This is a genomic window from Leptospira noumeaensis (assembly GCF_004770765.1).
GTDB classification, from domain to species: domain Bacteria; phylum Spirochaetota; class Leptospiria; order Leptospirales; family Leptospiraceae; genus Leptospira_A; species Leptospira_A noumeaensis.
Genome location: NZ_RQFK01000024.1, coordinates 1 through 20,934, shown reverse-complemented (window position 1 = coordinate 20,934; position 20,934 = coordinate 1). Strand labels below are relative to the sequence as shown.

Annotated in this window: 20 protein-coding genes; all 20 read right to left on the bottom strand. The window is 33.0% G+C overall.

Annotated elements, in window-relative coordinates:
* Window positions 1-271: 271 nt before the first annotated feature.
* Window positions 272-565 (bottom strand): type II toxin-antitoxin system RelE/ParE family toxin, encoded by a 294-nt coding sequence (locus EHQ24_RS08170; RefSeq protein WP_135601186.1) that lies wholly within the window; start codon window positions 563-565, stop codon window positions 272-274.
* Entirely contained in the window at window positions 550-738 is a 189-nt protein-coding gene (locus EHQ24_RS08165) for a hypothetical protein (protein WP_135601185.1), read from the bottom strand. Before EHQ24_RS08165 ends, EHQ24_RS08170 begins: the two co-directional genes overlap by 16 nt.
* 306 nt (window positions 739-1,044) lie before the next feature.
* Window positions 1,045-2,565, bottom strand: a complete 1,521-nt coding sequence (locus EHQ24_RS08160) for an LA2681 family HEPN domain-containing protein (RefSeq protein WP_135601184.1) — start codon at window positions 2,563-2,565, stop codon at window positions 1,045-1,047.
* A gap of 1,367 nt (window positions 2,566-3,932) precedes the next feature.
* Complete coding sequence (locus EHQ24_RS19225; protein WP_167483064.1) at window positions 3,933-4,754, bottom strand: hypothetical protein; 822 nt, start codon at window positions 4,752-4,754, stop codon at window positions 3,933-3,935.
* Window positions 4,755-4,979: 225 nt separating this feature from the next.
* On the bottom strand, window positions 4,980-5,846 hold the full coding sequence (locus EHQ24_RS08155) for an ankyrin repeat domain-containing protein (RefSeq protein ID WP_135601183.1): 867 nt from the start codon (window positions 5,844-5,846) through the stop codon (window positions 4,980-4,982).
* A 572-nt stretch (window positions 5,847-6,418) separates the two neighbouring features.
* On the bottom strand, window positions 6,419-6,925 hold the full coding sequence (locus EHQ24_RS08150) for a hypothetical protein (RefSeq protein WP_244310345.1): 507 nt from the start codon (window positions 6,923-6,925) through the stop codon (window positions 6,419-6,421).
* Window positions 6,926-6,965: 40 nt separating this feature from the next.
* Window positions 6,966-7,730 (bottom strand): Lp29 family lipoprotein, encoded by a 765-nt coding sequence (locus EHQ24_RS08145; RefSeq protein WP_135601182.1) that lies wholly within the window; start codon window positions 7,728-7,730, stop codon window positions 6,966-6,968.
* 228 nt (window positions 7,731-7,958) lie between these two features.
* The gene (locus EHQ24_RS08140; RefSeq protein ID WP_135601181.1) at window positions 7,959-8,672 is read right to left on the bottom strand and encodes a hypothetical protein; all 714 of its coding nucleotides are present in this window, start codon (window positions 8,670-8,672) and stop codon (window positions 7,959-7,961) included.
* The gene (locus tag EHQ24_RS08135) at window positions 8,669-9,073 is read right to left on the bottom strand and encodes a hypothetical protein (protein ID WP_135601180.1); all 405 of its coding nucleotides are present in this window, start codon (window positions 9,071-9,073) and stop codon (window positions 8,669-8,671) included. Before EHQ24_RS08135 ends, EHQ24_RS08140 begins: the two co-directional genes overlap by 4 nt.
* A gap of 209 nt (window positions 9,074-9,282) precedes the next feature.
* Entirely contained in the window at window positions 9,283-10,200 is a 918-nt protein-coding gene (locus EHQ24_RS08130) for an LA_2444/LA_4059 family outer membrane protein (protein WP_135601179.1), read from the bottom strand.
* A 299-nt stretch (window positions 10,201-10,499) separates the two neighbouring features.
* Window positions 10,500-11,105 (bottom strand): hypothetical protein, encoded by a 606-nt coding sequence (locus tag EHQ24_RS08125; RefSeq protein WP_135601178.1) that lies wholly within the window; start codon window positions 11,103-11,105, stop codon window positions 10,500-10,502.
* Between the two features lie 309 nt (window positions 11,106-11,414).
* Entirely contained in the window at window positions 11,415-12,590 is a 1,176-nt protein-coding gene (locus EHQ24_RS08120; protein WP_244310344.1) for an adenylate/guanylate cyclase domain-containing protein, read from the bottom strand.
* 243 nt (window positions 12,591-12,833) lie between these two features.
* Window positions 12,834-14,105: a PIN-like domain-containing protein gene (locus EHQ24_RS08115; protein WP_135601177.1), complete on the bottom strand. Its 1,272-nt coding sequence runs from the start codon at window positions 14,103-14,105 to the stop codon at window positions 12,834-12,836.
* 191 nt (window positions 14,106-14,296) lie between these two features.
* Window positions 14,297-14,938, bottom strand: coding sequence for a hypothetical protein (locus EHQ24_RS08110; protein WP_135601176.1), 642 nt, complete (start codon window positions 14,936-14,938; stop codon window positions 14,297-14,299).
* Between the two features lie 211 nt (window positions 14,939-15,149).
* Window positions 15,150-16,097 (bottom strand): tetratricopeptide repeat protein, encoded by a 948-nt coding sequence (locus EHQ24_RS08105; RefSeq protein ID WP_135601175.1) that lies wholly within the window; start codon window positions 16,095-16,097, stop codon window positions 15,150-15,152.
* Between the two features lie 205 nt (window positions 16,098-16,302).
* Window positions 16,303-17,718, bottom strand: a complete 1,416-nt coding sequence (locus EHQ24_RS19360) for a hypothetical protein (RefSeq protein WP_244310343.1) — start codon at window positions 17,716-17,718, stop codon at window positions 16,303-16,305.
* A 209-nt stretch (window positions 17,719-17,927) separates the two neighbouring features.
* A complete protein-coding gene (locus EHQ24_RS08095) occupies window positions 17,928-18,638 on the bottom strand; it encodes a hypothetical protein (RefSeq protein ID WP_135601174.1) in 711 nt (236 codons plus the stop codon).
* A gap of 722 nt (window positions 18,639-19,360) precedes the next feature.
* A complete protein-coding gene (locus EHQ24_RS19220; RefSeq protein WP_167483065.1) occupies window positions 19,361-19,756 on the bottom strand; it encodes a hypothetical protein in 396 nt (131 codons plus the stop codon).
* 215 nt (window positions 19,757-19,971) lie between these two features.
* A complete protein-coding gene (locus tag EHQ24_RS19355; protein ID WP_135601173.1) occupies window positions 19,972-20,409 on the bottom strand; it encodes a T6SS immunity protein Tdi1 domain-containing protein in 438 nt (145 codons plus the stop codon).
* A complete protein-coding gene (locus EHQ24_RS08085; protein WP_135601172.1) occupies window positions 20,402-20,845 on the bottom strand; it encodes a DUF4262 domain-containing protein in 444 nt (147 codons plus the stop codon). Before EHQ24_RS08085 ends, EHQ24_RS19355 begins: the two co-directional genes overlap by 8 nt.
* Between the last annotated feature and the right edge of the window lie 89 nt (window positions 20,846-20,934).

Genomic DNA, 20,934 nt, shown 5'->3' with positions numbered 1-20,934 from the left:
TCTAAAGAGATGAGAAACCAGAAAGTGTTACCTATGTCTTGCTACAAAAGTGTTACCCATGTCTTGAGTCATACATTTTCTGGCTTGCGTATAACGAACTAGTCTACTCGACGTTTCCCGACCCTGAGTTCCGGAACGGGACGTTAGGGACTGGCACGCAGCTTGCGTATGCGAGCGAGTGACAGAAGGGAAATGTGCCGCAGGCCAAGCGAGGCCGCAAGTGCCGAAGCGCAGTGAGTAGACGCTGTTATGCGAAGGTGCCGAAGATTAATTATGGTTCCTTTAATATTCTTGCTGAATGATGGATTGTAACAATTTCAATATTCTGAGATTTATTAATCCGATAAACAACCCTATAATTACCAGAAATTCGCTCCCTTAGATTTTCTATATTAAATTCCGGAACTACTCTTCCCATTAAGGGAAATTGAGGAATATTTTCTACAGTGCTAATAACTCTTTTTATTACACTTAACGCATAAATTTCAGAATCTTTATTTATGTAATCATGTATATCTTGTAAGTCAGCCTTAGCTCTTAGAGACCAAACTATTTCTTTCGCCATTTACCTATTTCTTCAAGAATTTGTGCATGAGAAACTACGGCGTTATGATCTAAATCAGATAGGCCTTGTTGTACTTTTTTGGAGAAAAAAAGTTCTTCCATAATATCATCAAATGAAGTATTGTCTGGTAAATTTCCAATTAGATTAATAGCTTGCTGCTTTGTTGAAGGCATAATTAATAGATATTTCAAAAATAATCAGTGTCAAATTAAATTTTTGTTACCAAAATACCTTTTCAACAGATTTTTCCGAATAAATTTCTTCATGTTTTCTTCTTTGTTATCAAAGAGAATTTCGGCACTTTCGCATAACGAACTAGGGGAGACGACGTTCCCTGACCCTGAGTCCCGAACGGGACGTTAGGGACTGGCACGGAGTTTGCGAATGCAAACGAGTGACAGAAAGGGAATGTGTCGCAGGCCAAGCGAGGCCGCAAGTGCCGAAGCGCAGCGTTTCCCCGTTGTTATACGCCGTAACATTTAAAATAATGATTTAAATTTGTCATCATAATATGGCATTTCCATTGATACGAAGCATTCACTTTCTCGTTTTTGTTCTTCAATATTTATTCCTAAAATCAAATAGATAAAAGCAGATCGAACTAATTTTGAAAGTTTTATAGCATTTTTTACCAATTGGTCATATGTAATGTTGGTTGAATCATAAGCATGCATTGTATGGTTTTGAGATAGTCCTTCAATGACTGGATCGAGGATTTTTGTAAAATTATGTTCAATACTATTACGTAATTTATAAGAAGCGTAAGCCTCCGGATCCATTGGTAAATTTGCATCGTTTAATTCAAATAGATCTCGACTGAGCCAAAAAAGTCCACGAAAGCCCCAATTTTTAAGCTCGTTAAATACATCCCTAACTTCTTGCTTGGGATCATTTTTTTTATACCAAATTCTTTTAAGAGAGAGTTTGTTGGGTGGAACTTCGAGATGAAAATACCTATTTAGAAAATGTGAGAGCTTATCAAGTAGTGAATACATTGATCGATATCCCATTTTTATTTTTTCAATGTTTATTGAATAAAAAGTATGATCTCCTAGGCTGTAGAGAAAAGTATCTTTATCTGCAAAGTGTAAAACTTTCTTATTTATCCCTTCGTAAACTAAAAATCTAGCAGCAATAAATTCTTGCTTTATGCCATTTAAAAGACTTTGATAATAAAATCCATCTTCAAATTTGATCTGCATATGTGGCAAAAATAGAATATCGTTGGCAGCGATCGAATAATTGCCAATGTCATTCAATGGGTTTAAAAATAAATTGTTATTTAGACACCATTCTCTATATCTGATTTCTGATTCTGAATCCCCCAATGGAAACTTTGTTTCTATCTCTTTTTCTTGTAATATCTCTAACGGAAAGGATGATTCTAAATCGTTCAATAATGATACAAATCCATTTCTCACTTGTCCTTCTAATTTTCCTATTTCAATTGCTTGTTTTAATAGATGGTAGGCTGACTGTTTGAAGAGCCTGCTATGCCCGTTATCATATAATAGGTCGGCATAATTTATTATTCCGTTACCCTTGTTTCCAATAGCTATTGAAAAATTTGGATCGATTCGTATGGCTTCATTCCAATATTCAATTGCTTCGATGAATCTACCTATGTGCCTTAATATGTTAGCGAAATTTGTATAGATTTGGCACTGGCGATTCTCCGGCAATGATGAAATTACTTGCTTTTCGCAAGCTAAATGATAATAATATATTGTTTTTTCTAGTTCTTTTGAATTCCAAAGCAACTTATGATTTAGAAATTTATTTTTCGAACTCCATAAATTTGCGAGAAAATAGCAAATTATCCCTTTTTGGTCATGGCTTATATTCTTTTGTAGAAGACTTTCTCCTATTTCCAAAGCTACATCAAGATATTCTGGTTTTTCAAAGTCATTTGAGTAATCGATCAATAACCCGAGTTTGAGTATACCTGTCGCAATGTCTTCTGTATTGTATTGAATGTTTAATATTTCTTCTATTTCCATATTTATTTTGTTATGGCGTATAACGAACTAGTCTACTTAACGTTTCCCGACCCTGAGTCCCGTCGGGACGTTAGGGACTGGCATGCAGCTTGCGTATGCGAGCGAATGCCAGAAGGGAAATGTGGCGTAGCCCAAGCGAGGCCGAAGTGCCGAAGCGAAGTGAGTAGACGCTGTTATGCGCCGTAAATTGTGTTCTGGTTTCTTTTTGAGTAAAAACTGAAGCTAAATATTGATAATAAAAAAACAATGTTAAAAATATTTAAAATGGCAATCTCGTTTGTTAAAATTAATTCTCTACCAGATTGCATCAAGAAATAGATGAAAATAATAATTAGGGGCAAAAGTTTTGTTTTGTTTGGACTAATATTAAAATGTAGGTTTAGCCATCTTATTGAGAATGCTAATAGAAGAATTGAGTAGATTAATTTGCCGTAGATTGAGATTTGAAGAATATTTTCATATTTGAGATCGTTTAATTCATGAGATACAAAATAAGCATATCTATTTATAAAAATATAGAAGCCGTGAAAGTCAAGGACGACATAGATTAGGGAAAGTATGGCTAATTTGTATAGATCTAATCTATTTAATATTTTGCTAGAAAAATGGCCTTCTGTGAACAGGTTTTTGAAAGAATCTAGAATGTATAAAAATAAATTTAATGAAAGAAAACTATTAATAAAACAGGAAATATAAGCATACATCGTGAATGAGAGAAAAAGGATGTTTTGAAGTAATTTGTTGAATTCGGATCCGTTATTTGATTTTAGAATGAATGTAAAGAGTATTATGGCAATAGCTGTTATTAAGAAATTCAAGAACAGCAATGTAAAGTATAGTTTTCTACGACCATTATTTAAGCTGTCTGAAATTTCATATTTTTTTAATATAACGATAATTGCTATGATGAAGAACATAATTGAATTAAAAGAAAATTGAGAAGTTAATTTGAATATAAAGTTGAGAACATTGATGTTCATATATATAAAAAAGTTATGATCAATGGGAAAAGTGGATATACCTTCATAATTTTTGTTTATACTATAGTAAGGGTCGTACAAACTTTCTGAACCTTTTAGTAATCGAAAGAATTCTAGGGTTCTTAATAGGATAAAATTTAATATAAGTATTGTTACTGTGATTTTTTTCATTTGTTCCTTGTATTTTAATTAAATGTATTTATGGCGCATAACGAACTAGTCTACTCGACGTTTCCCGACCCTGAGTCCCTGGAGGGGACGTTAGGGACTGGCACGCAGCTTGCGTATGCGAGCGAGTGACAGAAGGGAAATGTGCCGCAGGCCAAGCGAGGCCGCAAGTGCCGAAGCGCAGTGAGTAGACGCTGTTATACGACGTTGGATATTTAATCACATTGTTCCACCTAAACAAATTGCTCGAATCGGCTCAGTAATTAACCATAGATTTATATATTTATTTTCTGGTGAATAAAAAGTATTTTCTATATTGATTTGAATAGTATTCCAAGGTATATCTTTTTTATTGTCTGTATAATGTTGGACAATTGTTTTTTCATAGTGTATATCTTCATATTTAAAGACATTATTGATATAATTGAAATTCTTTGATAAAGGGTATTTAATATTATTCGTTTTAACTCCGAAACATCTTTTTCCAATCAAAAATAGTTCAGTTAGGGAAAGGTTATGTGCCTGTATGCAATCCATTGAACCTTCAGTGAGATTGTAATTAAAAAATTCGATACCGTTTTCATAGAAAGTTCTAGTTTCATAAACTTTTTCCTCTGGATTATAATGAGAACCGACTACTGAAAGATATTTTATAGATTTAGTTTTTTTAAAATACTTATCTAGATATACTTGGAGATTATCGCAATTTCCATCTGGTGGAATAGTAGAACTAGTGTAACCGTCGAATATAAAACCATTTACATGATTAAAAGTAATATTTCTCCATGATCCTTCAATATTTTCTATTTCATCCTGTTGATCGGAATCTGAAATTTTTAAATTTATAAGCACTTTATCAGGAATTTTACCAATTATTTCGGAGTTTAAATTCGATTTACTTCTTATGTTTAACCCTCGGCTTGCAAAAACATATTTCGTTGAGAAATTAGATTCGGTTACCGCTTTATTTGGCTTAGAACAAGAATGAAAGAAGAAAATCAATAAGATTAAATTCTTTATGATTAGATGATTTTTTTTCATAAATGTAAAGAATGTTTATCCAATGTCGTATAACGAACTAGGGGAGACGACGTTCCCTGACCCTGAGTCCCGGAAACGGGACGTTAGGGACTGGCACGGAGTTTGCGGATGCAAACGAGTGACAGAAAGGGAATGTGGCGCAGCCCAAGCGAGGCCGTAAGTGCCGAAGCGCAGCGTTTCCTCGCTGTTATCTGCAGTGCGTTGAAAAGAATGGTTTATTAATTTTTAATTAGTTGCTCCAGAATTTTTAAGTATTTCCGCAAGTGATAAGTTTTTTTGTTTAAGAGCGATGCGTATTGGGGTTTCTCCTTTTTTGTTTTTTAAGTTGGGATCTGCACCAGCAGTTAGCAATAAATTTAATATTGAAGTTCTATTATATTTTGTTGCAATATGTATTAGTGCGTCTCCGTCATCATCAAAAAAATTAGTATTCAACTTCAAATTCTTTTTTAAAAGATATTGAACAGTATTAATATTTCCAGATCGAACTGAACGTAATAGTGCTAAATTCGCTTCATGTTGATATATTTGGATATCTAGAACATCTAAGATATAATTTAAAATTTCAGTTCGACCTTTTTCGGCAATTTCAGAGAATATATGTGAAACGGAAAGACCTTCGATTTTCGCTCCGCTGTTAATTAGTATTTCTGTGCATTTTAAATTTCCATTTAGAAGGGAAATTTCTAAGGGAGTATAATAATCAAAAGCGTTTTGAGCATTTATATCTGCTTTTGCATTTATTAGTATTCTTAGAATTTCTGGTGAACAAAAATCTGACGCTAAATGAATCGGACCATGGAAAATACTTTTTTTATTAGGATCAGCTTTAGCTTTCAATAAAATTTCAACCATATCGAAGTCACGTTTAGCAATAGCTAATAATAGAGCGGTTTCTCCGGATCTATAATCGGACTGATTTACGTCTTCTCCTAAATCAATAAGATCTTGAACTCTGTCATATTCCTTAAATCGTACGGCATCTAGAAAATCCCGCTTTGAACTTGAAGGCTTTCTGCAGTTAGGTGTGAATAGTACACAATAAATGATTATTATAGTTAATTTGTATATAAGCGAAGTTTGATTTTGCATGATTTGATTTTCCTTTTACTCTCTTAAGAAAATGATTTTTACGCATTGCAGATAACGAACTAGTCTTGACGAAGTTTCCCGCCCTGAGCCTGCGTAGTAGGCGTTAGGGTAGCGGGAAATTTGCCGAAGGCCGAACGAGGGCCTGTCCCGAAGTGAAGCGTTAAGACGCTGTTAGTTGCAGTGTGCCCGTCGAGAAAAGATTTGTGATAAGAAAGAACTGGAAGTCCACCAGAAAACATCAACAAAGAGCGCAGAGTAAATCAATTTTGAGAAATCTTAAACAAACAAGACCGATCAAATTAATCTTTTGTATCAATCTTTGCTTAATAGATAAAAGCGAGAAAAAACGAACCTGGCGAGAACGAAATTCTGCACATTGCAACTAACGAATTAGCGGAGACGACGTTCCCCGACCCTGAGTCCCAACGGGACGTTAGGGACTGGTCACGTAGCTTGCGTATGCAAGCGAGTGCCAGGAGGGGAATGTGTCGCAGACCAAGCGAGGCCGTAAGTGCCGAAGCGCAGCGTTTCCGCGCTGTTATGCGACGTTGCAAAAGAATATGAATCAGAGATTATTTGAGAATCTTCATAGTTTCTAAATCGTCTAAAAATTTGTTTACAGTCATTTGAAGAGCTCTTTCTCGAGCTAACCTTTGTCTAAAAGCATACATGAAATGTTCGGTAGGCTCAGAAATAGCTGTCGCACTATATTTATTCTTAAAAACTAATCTATTTTTTAGGTGTAGTGAGTATTCAACAGTTATTGAATACGCAACATCAATAAATTCTCCAGTATATTTATCATCAATTTTTTCTGCTGTTAGGATGTAATCGCCGTCTTTTTCTTTAACTTCAGAAAATAATTCTGAATATTTTAAATTTTCTTCAATTAAGTTAGCTGCTAGAATATAGTAAAAACCAGTAGCAAACATTTCAAATCTACCTTCGGGTTTGGTCACCGAAATTGATTTTAGATCAGGTTTTATAGGGTATTTTTTGAAATTTTTTGAATAATCTGGCATAAATACACAATTGCTTAGTATTAATCCGATTAATAGTGTTGATAGCTTTGTTTTCATTTTTGTTCCTTTTTTGTCTTGTAATAGAGAAAAATATATTTTATTTATATTTTGCATAAAAGTCGTAAGAAAATTCTTTGGTGATGTTTTCTTGTGATTTGATTATACTCTGATCAATTTCTTTAAATACATATTCCTTTTCATTTAAATTTAAATTAAACCACCATGATGTTGTGATTATTACCTGCTTTTTATATTCAAACTTATCAACAAGATTTAGCTTGGAATCGTAAATATAGAAAAATCCATTTACTGGTTCTGCTTGTTTAGAGGGGAATATAAAAAATGATAAAACTGAAATTCCACTTTTAATGTAACCAAAAAAGCTTTCATCGTAATTAACCCATGAATTAAAGGGTTTTCCTGGGATTCCAAGTATATAGTAGTCTACATTATTAGTTTTAACTAAGCATGTAGACTTTGAAGTATCAGGTGTTAAATTAAAATCGATAAATTTACTCAATTCTTTTTTTCCTGAATCTTTTACAATATTTATATATTCATAAACAAGATCTAAACAATTCTCCCTTGCAATTTGATTATTAATATTATTCGAATTAAAGGAGGATACATCCTTACCTGCAGGAAATAGCGGTTTCATAGATTTGTTGTAATTTAGAGATGCAGATGACCTGTATAAGTTTCCTTGTCTATCTTTGTTCATTTCAAATTCATAATTCATGAATCCTATTAAAGCGATTCTTTTGTTCGGTAATATATTGATTTTTTTGGAATCTGGCGCTATGTAACTTGTATATGAGTTACATCCTAATATTGTAAAAACTATTGGTATTAGAAATTTCATTGGCAAATTATTCTGTTGCTTAGAGAAAAAAGTAAACAACTTTTTTGCAATGTCGCATAACGAACTAGTCTACTCGACGTTTCCCGACCCTGAGTCCCAGCGGGACGTTAGGGACTGGCATGCAGCTTGCGTATGCGAGCGAATGCCAGAAGGGAAATGTGCCGCAGGCCAAGCGAGGCCGCAAGTGCCGAAGCGCAGTGAGTAGACGCTGTTATGCGAAGTATTTGATTATCGATTTTTAATTTCCAAAATTTCAATTATATTGTCAGCTTTTTCTAGTAAATTTCGCAGTTCTTTTTCATCTATATCCAGGTTTGAACTATGTACAATATTGTTTCTAGCTTTTAAAATGGTTTGATAATTTATAATATCTTCCTTGTTTATATATTGATTTTCGTATAGAATGTTGATTTTTTTTGAAAGTGGTAAATGAATATTATTCTCAACTGATTTCGCGATTTTTTTATTGTATAAAAATGCATTTGTCAATGTTTCGATTTTATTCCATTTGTTAATTATCTCGAATTTATCTATCTTCTTCTCTATTCTTTTTGAAGTTAAAAGAAAAATATCATTCTTTAAAAAATTTAAAGTAACACTAGAAAATGCAATTATTATTCCAAAAATTGATATTATAATGCCTAGGTTATTTGGTCCAATTTCGAAGTTACTATAGGAGTATGTTAGTAATCCTATTACTACGTATAGCATTCCAGTAAATAAGAGAAGATTGCTTTTTCTTTCTTTTTGGATAGATTTTACTGAATTTCTTTTTTTGAAATCTTCGTGCGCAACTATAAGATCTTTATAATCTACTTCTTTGTAATCGAGATTTCTTTTTTTGAATTGTATGTTTTCTGTTAAGAGTTCTATATATTCTTTGGAAATGTCCTCTAATATTTGCTTATTCTTTGTATATTTTGATTTATTTATAATTTTCATATTTCATCTCTCCCCATAAAAAACATTGAAACTGTTGATGTAATTGCGATTAGTGTAATTACCAGAAATGAAGCCAAATGCAATTTATCTGTAGAAAACTTTTGGAAGTCATATGTAATTCCAGATAAGAATAGAAAAATTGAAGATGCAATTTGAATTAAAATATATTTTAATGATTTTTTTCTAATATTAAATGGATTTTCTCGGAAATTAACGGCATTTTTTACGATTGAACGCGTTATTTCCGGTTTGTCTTTTTTTGATCTAATTGTTGCATCTAATCGATTTGCTTCATCTATAATATTAAGAGAGTAATTTAATGTAGCATCTCTTAATTCTTCTATTGCTTCAGTTGAGAAATACTCAATGCTGTTTGCTGGAATATCTAAATTTATCGGCATACATTTTTCCTTTTTCATATGAGTTCAAATATTTCGCATAACGAACTAAGCTAACCGACGTAGGCTGACCCTGAGTCCCGGACGGGACGTTAGGGATTGGCACGACGCTTGCGAAGGCAAGAGGAGTGCCAAAAGCCTATGTGTCGTAGACCGAGCGAGGGCGTAAGTCCCGAAGCGAAGTGGTTAGCGGTAGTTATACGACGTGACAATTAGAATACTGTTGATGCGGATATATAGAATCCTCTAATTATTTCTTTTCCATTCGAATATTTAGTATTCTGGACAGCATAGTCACTTGATGCGGAGGAGAAATTGAAATAGTAAGTGTAATCATCTAGGTTTTGATACTTAAAATAGGAATAATTGTAGTTGTAACCGAATGCGAGATTGAAGTTTTCCAGAAAATTATATTTTAAGGAAACGTTTGCTTCATAGCCTTGAAAGATTCCGATGGTTTTTCCATTTCCTTTAACCGTTTCTAGAAATGAATAATTTCCTTGAGGGGAATAATGCGAACTTGAATAACTATAATTTCGTCGTCCCTGTGTATGATATAAATCTAAACCAAGGTTAATTGAGAGTTTTTCGGTAATTGGAATTTTGGATTTCATGACAAATTGCGGACCCATTGATAGAATTTTTTCTTCGATCGAGTATAAATGCTCTGATGCATTTCTGATTCTATCAATTTTTCTAATTCCGATTCCAAATGAGAAATATTCGTTCAATTGTTGGGAAGGGTAGAAGAAGAAGTTTAGTTTAATGTCACTTCTTTCGTTATTTGCAAGGTAGTTTTTGAATCTATAGAACCGATTTCCAATAAGAAATTCATTGTCAAAATTTGGTCTTTCAATTTGAATTTTTGAATAATCAAATTCTATAGAAAACCCCCTTTGAAGATCTTTGTAAATTAGAAAGAACGGATTAATTGTTTTAGTATTATTTCGTAAGTTCTGAATCTTTACATTCGGGAAAGGTTCGGCATCAGTAACGTTTCTACTATAATCGTAAGGAATAAACTCTGCTTTTTGAACTCTAATACCAGTTTCAAAAGTGGGTTTACTTGTCTGCGCATTAATCACAGAGTTTAAAAGGAATATTGTAATTGTTAAAGTTATTTTTTTCATATTAATGATTCTATTTTTTGTCATGTCGTATAACGAACTAGGCTACTCGACGTTTCCCGACCCTGAGTCCCGTCGGGACGTTAGGGACTGGCATGTAGCTTGCGTAAGCAAGGCGAATGCCAGAAGGGAAATGTGGCGCAGCCCAAGCGAGGCCGTAAGTGCCGAAGCGCAGTGAGTAGTCGCTGTTATGCGTCGATTTTCACTTTCGGAATTTTACCTGATGTGTTCCTAAGACAAATATGTTATCAAGAAGAATAATGACAAATATAGTAGTTAGATTAACTGTTATATTTCAAATATTAGTCATTATATATTTCTGCTGGACCATCTTCATAGTTTATCGTTCTTTTTACTTTTTTAAAAGAATTTGGAACTTGCTCGTATTTTTTAATAAAATTCTTAAAGTCCTGATGTGGCCAAATCCTTGTATCAAAATAATTGAATCCATTGTCTTTCATAATTTTTTCTATTTTATTTTGACAATCTCTATGTAATTTAGGGAGGATACAGTATTTATCGTCAACTAAATTGGCAAATTCTAATGGATTAGAATAATTTAAAACAATTGGAGGATTTTCTTTTTTGCGATAACATTTATTTTCTAATTTGTAATAATATGGATCGGATTGAATTTCAATATAATTGAAATCAGTGAAGCTTGTTTTGGAAGCATTATAGATTGGTCCAGTTGCATAGATATAGTAATCAAATTTTAAACCTAATACATCAAGCGATGTTAATTCCCAATTCGTAAATTCTGCACGACACCAAGTTCCATTTTCTTTCCAAATACTAAGAATAAAATTTAGGTCTTTTTTGTATGTCCAATTCTTAAATTCCGAGTCAGCATAAAAATTTTCGGCAGTAAAGTATCCTCCCCTAATAAAGAAATCAAGTTGCGTCATAGAAAATATTCTAATTTCTTCTGCGAAGATTGTATGTGAAAATATGAGAAAAAAAAGTAGAAATTTGATCATAATATAATTTGCTTAATCCTTTTATATTTTCTATAAATTAAGTTTTTGAAAAATGACGCATAACGAACTAGGGGAGACGACGTTCCCCGACCCTGAGTCCCAACGGGACGTTAGGGACTGGTCACGTAGCTTGCGTATGCAAGCGAGTGCCAGAAGGGGAATGTGGCACAGCCCAAGCGAGGCCGAAGTGCCGAAGCGCAGCGTTTCCGCGCTGTTATGCGAAGTGTCAAAAGGTTTTTAATTAGAATCTCTAAGCCAAAATGGATTAATTAATTGTAATTTATTAAAATTTAAGTACGCGGTATAACCGAAGGCTTTGCCCTCATGTTTAATGTCTATTACGCTTTCTTCGATATTTAAATAAGAATCATATTTTTCACGCAAAGCATCTACCATTCCTTGGTTACTTAAAGTTTGGTTTGGTTGACATCCTGAGAAGCGACAAGCATATACTACTGGGTTTCCGATGACCGTTAATTCATTGTTGATTTTTATTATGTTTGCTTCTCCGTAATCTATTCCAATTCCTAAGCCAATATCTTTCATTACTATTTTGAATTTATTTCTATTCAAATTATAATACTTATTGAAAAACTCATGACATTCGTTTGCTGCCTTGAGAGAATGTGCTAGAAAGTCTTTCCCTGAATAGAATTCGGAAAAAAAGGCTAATATTCCATCACCGGTAAATTTATCAAAGATTCCAAAATTTGCTAATATTATTTCTTTTAATCCAACTGCTATTTCTGAAATAAACAAAGCATATGAATGTGGATCCTTAGCTTTTAGCATTAATTCTGTTGATCGTCTTATATCAATTGATAAAACGGTTACATTTCTTGAAGTATCCTTATCGAATTCTTGTAATAAGTCATGATTGCTATATAATAGATTTGCTGCCTCGGGATGAATTTTACTTGCAATATGGTTCAATTTGCTTTTAGAGTCATACGTCTCTATTAAGACCTTTAATTTTTCAAGTTCTTCGGTTGCTTCCTTATGTTCTTCTGATTTTTCACTGTATTTGTTCTCGAATTCTAAAATTTGTTTTTCTAATTCAATAATATCCTTTTTTAGTTTCAAGGAACTACTATAATTTTCTTGGATAACATTTTCCTGCATTTGGTGTTCCCTACTCATTGAATTGAGAGCATTTGTTCGTTTTAGGGCTTCCGCTACAGATTGAGCTGCAGAGAGGCTACTCATTGAATTGAGAGCATTTGTTCGTTTTAGGGCTTCCGCTACAGATTGAGCTGCGGAGAGGCTACTCATATTATTTATGGTATTAATTTGTTTTGGAAAGTTTAAAGCAGAACCTGGTAAAGTATCGGAAGAATTTTCATCAATTGAATCGTTCTGTTTATCAGGAATTAGGTGTTCATTACTATCGGATGAATTTGATTCTTCTTCCATTGCTCCTATTATATTTCTTAAATATTTAGAGTAAATTCTTTTTTAATGCACTTTTTTTGACATTTCGCATAACGAACTAGTCTTCCCGAAGTTCCCTGTAGCTGAGCCTCTGGAAGAGGCGTTAGCGTCGGCGCGACTTCTTGCTGGGCAAGAAGCGTGCCGGAAGGGAATTTGCCGCAGGCCGAGTGAGGCCTTGTGCCGAAACGTAGCGGGAAGATGCTGTTATACGACGTAGCAAATGATTTAGGTTAATGTTAATATGAACTTTCTGTGTTTTTCGATAATGGAAATGGATTTGTATAAGTCATGTATGTCGTCAAGATATAATTTTCTATTCAATAGCAGCTCAGATAGAGTGTTTAATAGATAGCTCAATAGTGTATCAAATTGTTTGATCATGAATATGTCATTGAAATTTTCGTTCTTCATTAATTTTAATTGAAATTTTATAATTTCAATATGGTTTATGTTTTTTGTATAATTTATACTATCATTAATTGGATCAGAAGGAATTAATCTTTCCATTACGCTAATAATATTATTTTCAATTTCTATAATTATATTTTTGAATTTATCTGAGAGGAAAGGGCTACTTAGGTTTAAAGATATTGATTGTAGTTTGTAATTATATTCTTGGTCAGTTCCGATTAATTCGTCAAATTCTTGAAATTTTCTGGCTTCAGAAATAGAAGAATCCTTTTTTTCTAGCTCAATTGTAGAAAATTCAAGGAATGCATCAGGTGTATATATGTGAAAATTTACACCTGCTTGTTTATAAAGTTCTTTTTTTAGAGCTGGTAAAGGCATTATCTTATTTCCATCTTTTTCTAACCACCAGTCGTCTTTCGTGTCACCAGATACCAAAATTATATTTTTTTTAGAGCTTTTAGCTTTTTCTATTATTTCGAACCAAATTATCAAATCACCAAATTTTTTGTGATCGGATTTATTATCATCCTTGAATCCTGGTGGAATTTTATTTTCATAGCGGAGCTTTCCTTCTGATTTAATTTCTTTTAATCTCTCTTCTGTAAATTCCTCTCCTGTGCTATCTTCGAATATTAGATTAATTCTTTCTAATATTTCATCACGATCGAGCCAATTAGGTTGTAATTTTTCAGCTTCGCAAATTTTATTTTCTATTTCAGTTATTGCTTTATTATTTAGTTCACTGAAAATTTCATCAAAGTTTAAGAATGGATGATTTTTATATTTTGCTGAAATGTCATTTTTAAATTTTGTGATTGATTTAAGTATTTCTTGGTAAGATTTTCTTTGTTCTGCAATTACATTTATTCTATTCTCATAAAATTCTATTCCGACTTGATAAGGTATCCATATTCGATTTTCTTTTTTAAGTTTTGAAAAAACAGTAAAGAAATCCTCAACTGTCGACCGGCTATACCTATACATATTGAGTAAGATGTTGGTATCAAAAACATAGAGAGATTCCTTTGATAACCTCATTAACTCTTCTTTTGTAAATTTATGGTATTCTTTAAATTTATTCTTCATTTTATTTTTGCTATGTCGTATAACGAATTAGTCTTCCCGAAGTTCCCTGTAGCCGAGCCTACGAAGTAGGTGTTGGCGTCGGCGCGCCTTGTTGCGAAGCAAGAAGCGTGCCGGAAGGGAATTTGCCGCAGGCCGAGTGAGGCCTTGTGCCGAAACGTAGCGGGAAGACGCTGTTATGCGTAGTTTGGCTTTTATTGTGAGAAATTTTTTATAATAAATTCATCTAAAAAAGCTATCAAACTTTTAACTTCTGGAGTATCAATTTTATTCCACTCGGCATGAAATGCTTTATTTCTGATTTTAACAAAAGATTGTATTACTTTTAATTGAGGGCCCGAAAGAACTTCATTAGATTTTAAAATATTAACTATATCTGACATTTCTTTGCCTTCTACATTAATATTTTTATATTCAGCTAATTTTTTTAATGAATCTTCTAAAGAGGCACTAGCTAAGACAACGGCAACATCCTTATGCCCAGTTTCCATTGATTCTTTTGCCATGTATATGAAATCAGAAAACAATTCCCCTGATATTTTTATTTCTAGGCTTAGAATCATTTCATCATTTATTTCTTTTTCTAGATTAGTAATATAGCCTAGTGTCGATTGAAATAATACTGAATACTTTGAATTTTCATCATATTTTGAGTTTGCGACTTTATTACGCATATCAATTAAGTATGCAACTTGCGTAGAATTTCTTCCGTATACGACGGTTGCGATACTTAATGTGCCGGCAAATAACTCTTCAGCATTTTTTAGTAAAGATTGTTTTGCAAACTCTATATTTTTCAGTTCAGATATTCGGTTTAGAATTTTTTCTTTTTTCATTTTATTTTTAAGTCTAGAATATTTATTTTAGCCAAATTACGCATAACGAACTAGACTAACCGACGTAGGCTGACCCTGAGTCCCGGAACGGGACGTTAGGGATTGGCACGACGCTTGCGTAAGCAAGAGGAGTGACAAAAGCCTATGTGTCGTAGACCGAACGAGGGCGCAAGTCCCGAAGTGAAGCGGTTAGTTGCTGTTATACGACGGATTAAGTGTCACAGGCAACAGCATGTTTTTTCGTTCCTTTAATCGGAGGATCTGAATCTAAGTCTACAGAATCAAAATTAATATATTCATTGAAATTAGTATTTTTACATTCTTGTGTTAAAGAGCAATTGCGCCGATTTACGCAATCTGCTGCTGCTCCTTCATTTGGATTTGGTGGTAATGTTCCGCGATAACCACAGGATTTGTAATAAATTACTACGATTTGATTATCAATTTTTCTCCATTTACCTAAAGAGTAGTTGTTTTTAGGTTTTGAATAATCATCAGTATTGCAACAACTTCCGTCAATAGTAGATGAATAATAGGAAGCCTTAATTGCAACATTGTTATCACATAGAAATAATTGATTTTTCCCAGTATCATCTATATTGTAAGTACCGATGAAGTTGTTTTCGTTTTTTATTCGAATATATTTTTGTTGAAAACTATCCCAATTTTTTGTATTTCTTAAATATTCGAGATCCTTGTCTTTTTTTATGTAATCTAAATACGGATAGCCAGTTAGCAACGCTTCCTTAAGGATTTTAAAAGCAGCATCTTCATTTTTAGTCAGACTGTATAAACAAGCTAAATTATATAAAGTTATCGGTTTTGTTAAGAAATTATCTATTAGTGACAATTTATATGCCTTTTCTGCTAGTTGATAGTTTTGTAAATCCATATAAATATTTCCCAATAGATAATATATTTCGGAAAGCGGATATATTTTTAGTATTGAATGGATTTCTAAAATAGCTTGATTGTATTCTTTTTTTCTTTTGAGATTTTCTACATTCTTGATTTTTTTTGATGCTTCATTCTGAAATGAATAAACTCTGTAGTTTTTGTGATTTTGTATAAATGTTTCACTCAAAAAATCGTCTTCTGCCGAGAGGCTGTGATTGAAACTCAAAAAAAATGTAATTATTAATATTAATTTTCTTACCATATTTTTTTCCTAAAATTTTCTTAATCTGTCGTATAACGAACTAGACTAACCGACGTAGGCTGGCCCTGAGTCCCGAACGGGACGTTAGGGACTGGCCACGACACTTGCGCAGGCAAGGGGAGTGCCAGAAGCCTATGTGTCGCAGACCGAGCGAGGGCGCAAGTCCCGAAGCGAAGCGGTTAGTAGCTGTTATGCGACTTCATTTTTACAATAAGCTTGCTGATTTTCTTTTTGAGGCATTTATATTAACCAATTCAATTTTATATCCTGAGTTATTTAAATTAATTAGATCAGAGTTTAATTTTTTGATTTTATCGGAAGCATTCCCAATATATAAAAATGTATAAAAAGCTTTTAATGGTTTTTCAGTATCATAATATGATTTCAATTGTAAGGATAATCCCTGTCTCCATTTTGGATTCATAGATGTTTTCATTTCAACAATGACTTTTTTTGAACCTCTCGAAAATTTAAAATCAACCGAACCTGCTCCTAGATTAGTTTCAGGGGATATATCGAGATTTTTATCATCAATATATAGTTGAGATAGAGCTTGGAATATTCTTTGAGGAATTTCTTCTTTTATATTTCCCTGATTGTTAAAAAAGGCTTTATTGAGACCATTTTTTTCAGTATATTCCTTGAACTTGTCCAAAAGAAATCTGACTATTTCAATCGGATCTTTTTTTGTTAATTTTAGTTTTCGTAAAAATGAATGAAAAATTTCTTCTGCTTCATCTGCCCAACTGAAAAAATAATTCATATCTTTTTCGAAATCGTATGGCTGTTTTTTGCTATTTTTATATTCCGTTAATAAATCAACGATGAGATTTGGATTCTCAATGATTTCTTTTTTTAGAGAGTATTTTATATTTTTTTTACCAGCGGAAGTTTTCTTTTTAGCTGCGAGCCTAATGATTTTATTGAAATGGTCTCTTAATTGTTTATTATGCCTAATTACTTCCTGAATATCATCATAAGAATTGGCGACAGGGAGTTTTTCGAGAATGTCTTTAGGTAATAGTAGAAAATGAGTTTTTAGTTCGTTTGCATAAGGAAGTTTATATTTATTCAAACCTATATTGATTTCTTTTGTATCTTTGATTTTATATTTTTCAACGATATGCTGAGTTAGTTTAGCTAATTCCTCCTGAATGATATTTGCAACCATATCACCAATTCTATCTGCACCGATATTTTCCTCGATGAATGGTAAGATTTCTAGAATTTCGGGATCAAGTATACTTTTATCTTGAATTTGGTAAATCGTAGTCAATATTTTTAGAGCATATTTCCCTTTCAGTCCGGTTCCATGTGTCCCTTTTTCTGAATATCCTATACAAAGTCCATATGGTTCATCAAATTGAAATACTTTTGTTATCGTTCTATATGATATATCCGTATCGTTAAAAATTTTGATTGATTTAATTATTTTTAAATACTCTGCCAATTTATCATGCAATACCGAATATGCATTCGACATAAACGGATTCTTAGAATCTCTTAATAGATGAGGATGAATATATAGTTTGGTATCAAGATCTATAAAAGGATTCAATATACCTTCTTTTTTTAGATCTTTTGGATCAATTTTAAATCTCATTGAGAATCTTGTAGTCATTTTAATATCCTATTTTGAATGATGTCGCATAACGAATTAGCGGAGACGACGTTCCCCGACCCTGAGTCCCGACGGGACGTTAGGGACTGGCATGTAGCTTGCGTATGCGAGCGAATGCCAGAAGGGGAATGTGGCACAGCCCAAGCGAGGCCGTAAGTGCCGAAGCGCAGCGTTTCCGCGATGTTATGCGAAGTTCTTTAAGTTTTCAATTATTTATAGCACATACCAGAAATCTGGTATTGTTTATTTTTTTTGTCTATGTGAAAACAATACTTTTTTCCAGACTTCATCCTGTAGCAATTATTCTCATCACGAGTATCGATTAGGATTTGCGAAAAAATTGTTCTAATTTCTTCTTTAATTTCATTATCATATGTCCTTATCGGGAAATTCAAATCTTCTTCTACTTGATAACATCTTTGTCTTAATTCGAATTCACATTTTGTCAATTTTTCGAACTCATCGAAATGAAAATTTTTAATCGTAGAATTTAGTTTAGCAAAAAATTCATTTTGATTGGAATGATCGTATTTTTTTCTATTCCGAATCATTTCGCATTTGGTAAATTCAATATACGAATCTACTACAACGTGTTGGCCAAATTCTTTTTCTCGATATATATCAAAAGGAAATAGGTTTTTAAAATTTTGTAATTTAGAAAGTTTGATATTATCATCTTTTTCCTCTAATATTTTTTCAAGAATATCGGATGGAGTTTTATGATTTTTTAATATAAATTGATCAAAAATATAGCCGTGAATTTCTGAACCAAGATTAGTATCAACGCCCTTGATATAGATCCATTTTCCTTTAATTCCATTTATAATGGTTGTTTTTTCACCGTATTGAATTATTTGGACTTCGCTTCCACCTTGAATAAGACCAAGAGATATCGAATCAGGATTTGGTTCTTTCCTCACATTAATGTTTTTTCCTATTATGAATGAGGTTTTTGCCGTCTCGGAAGTTTGCTTATTAGATTCGCAGTTGTATATAATCGAACTTAGGATTACATAAAAGAGTAGTTTCTTTATTTTATTAATCATATTGTTTTTAAAGAATTTCGCATAACGAACTAGGGGAAACGACGTTCCCTGACCCTGAGTCCCGATGGGACGTTAGGGACTGGCACGTAGCTTGCGTATGCGAGCGAGTGACAGAAAGGGAATGTGGCGCAGCCCGAGCGAGGCCGGCAGTGCCGAAGCGCAGCGTTTCCCCGTTGTTAGTCGCAGTTGTCTCTTTTAATGCTACTCAATTTAAGTAATCGCCGTTATTATTTTTACAGTCTTGTATTGAGTTTTCAGAACTCCATGAGTTAGAATAATAGATAGTAGTTGATAAACTAGTAACTACACATTTTCCATTAGTATTTTGACAGTTATTAACTGATATAGAATTGGGTAAGTAAAGATTACATATAGAATTATCTGATGAAAAAGCGCCAGAGTTAAATTCTAAACATCTTGAATTGATATTATCGACGCATGCTATTGAGAATTTAGCTTGTTCATTTTTTAAGATTAAATATACTCCGGCTGCGTCCTGTAGCGATATTAATTTACATGGTTCACAAGATCCTAGCGGAATTTTAAAGAAAAGTAAGGTTAAAATAGAGATACTAACAACGATAAGGAATTTAGGTTTAAATTTCAATCCAGTTTCCTTTAATGTTTGAATTGCAATCGTTGATTGCAGCAGCTTTCGTAATGTTATTATAGTATACTTTTTTAATAGCTAGATTTTCATCATCAAGCTTACATTTTCCGATAGCATTTACATTTGAGCAAAAGTTATAGTTGTATTCACCTTTGGTGAAACGGCACAAATTTTTAGTTAAATTGTCATTTGTAAGGTTGTTTTTTTCAATGCAATAATTTGAAAATTTGCAGGAAGAGTTAGTAGCTTCAATTGGAGTTTCGGAAGCTAAAGAAAATATTAAGACAGCAGGGATTCCATTTTTTGGACAAGTTCCGCAAGGATTTCCGCACGATAAGTTTAATAAAAATATAAGTATTGAAAGTTTTAAAAGATTATTCATAAATTTTAAAATTATTTGAGACAATTGCGACTAACGAACTAGTGGAGACGACGTTCCCTGACCCTGAGTCCCGAACGGGACGTTAGGGACTGGCACGTAGCTTGCGTATGCGAGCGAGTGACAGAAAGGGAATGTGGCGCAGCCCAAGCGAGGCCGTAAGTGCCGAAGCGCAGCGTTTCCACGCTGTTATTTGCAGTGGCTAAATATCGGAAACATTAGTCGATGATTAGTTTGATTTCGCTTCCATCTGGTAAATCTTTAATTTCCAAAGCTAAATATCCTGAAGAAGATATTAGTTCAAGGAATGAAATTGTTCCGAGATTATCAGCTGTGTATGTTCCGCCTAGGATACTTGGAATTTTTAAACAATATTTTCTATCGTGTGTTAACACTCCCAATTTCCTATTTGCTATTTCTACTAAAGTTTTCATCTCCCAATCAGTTGAAAAATCTTCGGTTTTATTTAGTCTTTCAAAATCGATTGAATTCTCAGCAATAATTATACAGCTTAAGTCTTCTGGACATATTCGCCAAATTTTACTCTTTATATCTTTGATAATTATATTTCCAAAATCATTGGTTTGTAAAACGGAGGAAGCATTGAGACCAGTCCAATTCCAACTGGCATTGATTTGTTCTAATATTTCATTCATATAAAGTTGGGATAAACCATTTGAATTCGCTGGAGGCTTTTTCGTCCCAAGGCCAAATTCCATCTATATTTGGATAGATTAATTGAAGTGCGTTGAAATTATTTCCGTTATATAACCACCGAGCCCAGCCAAAATACTCTTTGTAATATTTTTCTTTAACCAATTTAAAAGAACAAGAATAATTCTCTAAGAAGCAGTCATATAATTTATCAGGGATAATTGTATTTCCTGATTTTACTAATCGATTATATTCATTTATAATTTTATGAGCATCATCTATATCCATTCCAGTAATGATGATTTCTGGATGATTTGATGTTTGTTGAATGCCTATCGAGTAGCTAAAGGGCGGGTTTTCATCATCACCTAAAATATGCAATATATGACATCCATGCTCTTTAATATCTTTATAAGCTTTTTGTTCCGAATTATCCATAATTGTTAAAGTCTGGTATGACTTCAAGAGATAGGTAACGATTAAGCGGCATGAGAAGGGTAACGCTTTTTAGTAACCTTTCTTGGCTT